This is a genomic window from Lysinibacillus sp. NPDC047702, assembly GCF_050272555.1.
Taxonomy (GTDB): Bacteria; Bacillota; Bacilli; order Bacillales_A; family Planococcaceae; genus Lysinibacillus.
The window spans coordinates 38537-43035 of sequence record NZ_JBNNMG010000049.1; the positions used below are offsets into that span (position 1 = coordinate 38537).

At 38.5% G+C, this 4499-nt stretch carries 4 protein-coding genes; 1 reads left to right on the forward strand and 3 read right to left on the reverse strand.

Annotation, left to right across the window (positions count from 1 at the left end):
- Positions 1-216: 216 nt before the first annotated feature.
- Positions 217-729: a C39 family peptidase gene (locus ACQKIM_RS19910; RefSeq protein ID WP_427547309.1), complete on the forward strand. Its 513-nt coding sequence runs from the start codon at positions 217-219 to the stop codon at positions 727-729.
- Positions 730-820: 91 nt separating this feature from the next.
- Here ACQKIM_RS19910 and ACQKIM_RS19915 read toward each other — a convergent pair whose 3' ends face one another.
- The 3 genes from ACQKIM_RS19915 to hutI all read right to left on the reverse strand — a co-directional run bounded on the left by ACQKIM_RS19915 (position 821) and on the right by hutI (position 4229).
- Entirely contained in the window at positions 821-1708 is an 888-nt protein-coding gene (locus tag ACQKIM_RS19915; protein WP_427547322.1) for a 5'-3' exonuclease, read from the reverse strand.
- A gap of 258 nt (positions 1709-1966) precedes the next feature.
- Positions 1967-2956 carry an agmatinase family protein gene (locus tag ACQKIM_RS19920; protein WP_427547311.1) on the reverse strand — a complete coding sequence of 330 codons (990 nt, stop codon included), beginning with the start codon at positions 2954-2956 and terminating at the stop codon, positions 1967-1969.
- A gap of 1 nt (position 2957) precedes the next feature.
- Positions 2958-4229 (reverse strand): imidazolonepropionase, encoded by a 1272-nt coding sequence (gene hutI / locus ACQKIM_RS19925; RefSeq protein ID WP_427547314.1) that lies wholly within the window; start codon positions 4227-4229, stop codon positions 2958-2960.
- Positions 4230-4499: the final 270 nt, after the last annotated feature.

Below are 4499 nucleotides of genomic sequence, written 5' to 3' on the forward strand. Positions count from 1 at the left end.
GCGAAAGCGAAGCGTCAGCCACAAGTAACAGATTTCTTGTCTGCACAGCAATAATTAACTGGGCTGAAAAAATTGTATAATTGACATAAAAGAGCTACTGGTCTGTAGTGAAAGCGAACGTCAGACGCAAGCTATAGATTACTTATCCGCATAAAAATATCAAACAAAGAGCTGCATTTCATTTTGAAATGTGGCTCTTTTACAAAGGAGAATATAATGCGCCAACAATTATCATTACATGGAAAATCACAATACGATGCATCCATTTCGCCAAACTATCGTAATTCAGCCTGTGGACCTACAACGGTACATGTAATTTTAAACTATTTAGATGGGTCAGCTCCTTCAATAAATGAGCTTTATAAACTCCTTGGCGGCACGAAAATTGGATTATTCAAATGGCGCCTCATTCATAATCTTCGGCGCCTCTATCCAGCATGGGATATTCGTAATTGTTCATTAAAGGAGGCACTACTAGAAATCGATGCAGGTCGTCCAGTCGCTATACGCTTTGACCGCTATTTCAGCCTAAATTGGCAAGATAAAAAATCCGCTTTTGCCTATCACTGGGTACCTCTTATTGGCTATGAAATACGAAATGATGAGCTATTGTTAATTTTCCACGATAATGGTGGTCCTAATCGTGAAAGTAAAATCCGAACAGCCTCATTTAAAGATAATATGAAAGTATTAAGTTTAATAAAAATCTCGCCTAATTTTTGTTCTTAATTCCTCGACTCAATATATCAACTAAAGGGTTGCAAAAATTATCATCAAAAAAGCAGAGCATAATTCTATACTCTGCGCTTAATAACCATTATTAAATTAGTGTATACAATGATCGTGCCTGTTTGGCTATTAATGTAAAACCGCGTTCCTCAATTTCTTTAAACAATTGCGGCTCATAGTTCGGTACCATGAGATGAGAGAAATCTGCATCAATTGGAATATTTGTTTGAATAGTTGCAAGCTCGTGTGACAGCTTTAGCATGTCTACATTTTCTTGAATTTTTGTACGTTGACCCGGCTTTAATTCATCTAATGAAGTCAGTACATTTTCAATCGTGCCATATGTTTGAATAAGTGTAAGTGCCTGCTTTGGTCCAATACCTTTAACTCCTGGGTAGCCATCACTCGTATCCCCCATAAAAGCCTTAACCTGTGCAAATTGAATTGGCTCAATACCATACTCCTCTTTAAAACGCGTATCTGTATATACATCATACTCTGTATAGCCTTTTTTCGTAAAAGCAATTTCTGTTGATGGTCTTAAAAGCTGCAGTAAATCCTTATCTCCACTAATTACGGTAATATCAGCCTCATCCTGCCATTTCGTAATCATTGAGCCAATTAAGTCGTCAGCCTCCATCCCTTTAACACCGAAATTTTGCCAGCCGATTTGTTGGGATAAATTTTTAGCCATATCGAATTGCGGTAGCATTTCATCTGGTGGTGAAGGTCGATTTGCCTTATAGCCATCAAATAATTCATTGCGAAATGTATGTGCACCCATATCCCAACAAACAGCAAGATGGGTCGGTCTCATGATAGATTGTGCTGTTAATACATGACGCACAAATCCTTGGGCACCATTAGTCGGCGTACCATCAGCAAGACGAATATAATGCCCCATTGCAGCTGAGGCAAAGAATGAGCGGAATAAAAGCGCCATACCATCAACAATCAGTAATTTTGGTTTCGTTGTCATCATAAATAGTCCTCTCTATAACAATACAATGATTGTATTTATCCATCACTTAATTATTAACATTGTTCTATTATAGCAAACTATTATCAGTTACGCCCTAGCGTAATTGTGTCTGGATTTTTCAAGCTCAATTAAATCTGAGACATCCTCTTGGAGCTTTATACTGGCGTTTGCACCTCAGCTAGATAGCAAAAAATCTACTATAGAGATGTTAAAACCTCATTGTGTAAATATTACCAACAACAAATCATTACATCACTATCTAATCAAGGCTTTCGTTTTTGTTGATAGACGATTACGGTGATCCAATTTAATACCCGTTAGCCATTGTAAAAATGCTGTTACACCCATCTTTACTGTTTCTGGACGCAGATCGCCTTCCTTAGGATCTGCGTAAACAAAGTCAATATGGCGAACGCCTTCATTTTCACCAATGAGCTTTAAAATATCAAATAATTCATAGGCTGTTAATCCCCCCGGTGTTGCTGCTGGGACATCTGGTGCGAACGTAATATCTAACGCATCTAAATCTACAGATACATAAATTCGATCTACCTGATACATCAGCTGACGAAGCATTTCACGAATCGTTAGCTGAATGCCATCACGTCGCATTTGCTTTAACGTAATCATATGAATTCCCTGTTCTTTTGCATAGTGAATCATTTCAGGCGAATTAAAAAAGCCATGTAATCCGACATTATAGATATGTCTCCCCTCTACAATGCCTTCAGCTATCAGCTTCTGAATTGGGGAATCCATCGCTAAACCAATTTCCTCTTGATTACGAGCATCCAAATGTGTATCAATTTGGATAATGCCAATTCGTTCCTGTGGGAATGCATTTTTAATTCCTTTGATTGAACAACCTGTAATAGTATGATCTCCACCTAGAAGACAGGTAAAGCCTTTTGGATAAGCAGTACTTAAATTTTCTGCTGCTGCCTCGATAGCCGATTCAGAAAGCATCTTATCTGTCGCATAAATGGCTACATCACCAACATCTACGACTGCTAACGAACGTAAATCGACTTGCTCATCTAAATTATAGGATTGAAAGCTTGGCCATACCCTTCGAAATGCCGTTGGATATTGGGCCTTTTTTGAAGGTTCACTTGCATACGATAATAAAGCTCCATATATGATAATATCTACATCATTTGGATGCGGATTGTCCTTTTGCTTAATCCATTGATGCATAGCTGAGCCCTTTTCCTGCTTCCATTGACAATCTGATTGAATAAACATATTAACCGACCACCTTTACACCATTTTTCCAAACTTTTTTTACGTGATTGACACCAAAAATATAATGTAACTTTTGGTGATTATGTACATCCCATAGTACTAAATCTGCTTGTTTCCCTACTTCAATGGAACCTGCACGGTCTTCAATTTGAAGTGCACAAGCAGCATTATATGTCGCAGCACACAGGCTTTCTGCAGGTGTCATTTTCATCATAATACATGCTAGATTCATCACAAGCGGCATTGAAATCGTTGGAGAAGACCCAGGATTGCAATCCGTAGAAATAGCTACAGGCACACCTGCGTCAATTAAATCTCTTGCACGAGCTGGATTTTCGCCAAGATACAAGGCTGTTGTTGGTAATAAACATGCTATAACACCTGAATTTGCAAGCTCTTGAATTCCCTCATCGGATACTTTCAGTAAATGCTCAGCCGAGATTGCTCCTACCTTTGCCGCTACAAATGCTCCCTGGTTTTCAGCAATTTCATCAGCATGGATTTTTGGAATAAGCCCCTTCCTCTTACCTGCTAATAAAATACGCTCTGATTGCTCAGGGGTAAACACATCGACCTCACAAAATACATCAATAAATTTAGCTAAACCTTCCTCAACAACTGCAGGAATCATTTCCTCGATGACAAGTTTGATATATTGCTCTGGATTATCCCGATACTCCTCTGGCACAGCATGAGCACCCATAAAGGTTGGCACAATATCTATTGGATGCTTTTCATGCAATTTTCGCATTACGCGTAATTGCTTTAGCTCATTGTCCAAATCAAGCCCATAGCCACTTTTACTTTCAAGTGTCGTCACACCGTGCTGTAAAAATAAATCTAATCGTCTCGTAGTTTGGTTGAAAATATGCTCTTCGGACAATGCACGTATTTTTCTAGTTGTCGCATGTATTCCGCCGCCAGCATTCATAATATCCATATAACTCGCACCTTCTAAACGCATTTCAAATTCATGCTCTCGACTGCCACCAAAAACAACATGCGTATGTGGATCAATCAAACCAGGCGTCACGATTTTTCCTGTAGCATCTACAATGTCCGCTTCCTCTGCTCGCGGTAAATACTTCAAAATCAATTCACGTGTTGTTCCTACATCATGAATAACGCCATCTTCAATCCAGACACTTCCACCTTCAATAATCCCTAACTCTTTCATCTCCTCACGTATACGTGGACCTTTTTTTTCACTAGCAAGTGTCACTAATTGCGAAATATTTTGAATCCAAATCGGCCTTTGCTGTCTTTCTGTCATTCAATTATCCCCCTACTAATACTTCGAGCTTTTCAATATTTTTAGTACCATAAGTAATTACATTTTCGGCATACTTCTGTATTTTCCCTTTTATTTTTTAAAAATTGTCATTCTTGTGAGCTGAAACTTCCATTAGAAAATTAAAAAACGCAAACTAGAGCATTTTCTAGTTTGCCATAGTGTTGAAAAATTAAATAGTCAAGGGACTCTTTGTGAATATTTAGTCAAAATGAAGGTGATTTCCGTTCCAGGCTACTCGCTTTGCCGCTG

What these genes read in the sequence shown, in the direction of transcription:
- hutI (WP_427547314.1), bottom strand. Translation starts at nt 4,229, where the DNA reads ATGACAGAAAGACAGCAAAGGCCGATTTGGATTCAAAATATTTCGCAA.
- ACQKIM_RS19910 (WP_427547309.1), top strand. Translation starts at nt 217, where the DNA reads ATGCGCCAACAATTATCATTACATGGAAAATCACAATACGATGCATCC.
- ACQKIM_RS19920 (WP_427547311.1), bottom strand. Translation starts at nt 2,956, where the DNA reads ATGTTTATTCAATCAGATTGTCAATGGAAGCAGGAAAAGGGCTCAGCT.
- ACQKIM_RS19915 (WP_427547322.1), bottom strand. Translation starts at nt 1,708, where the DNA reads ATGACAACGAAACCAAAATTACTGATTGTTGATGGTATGGCGCTTTTA.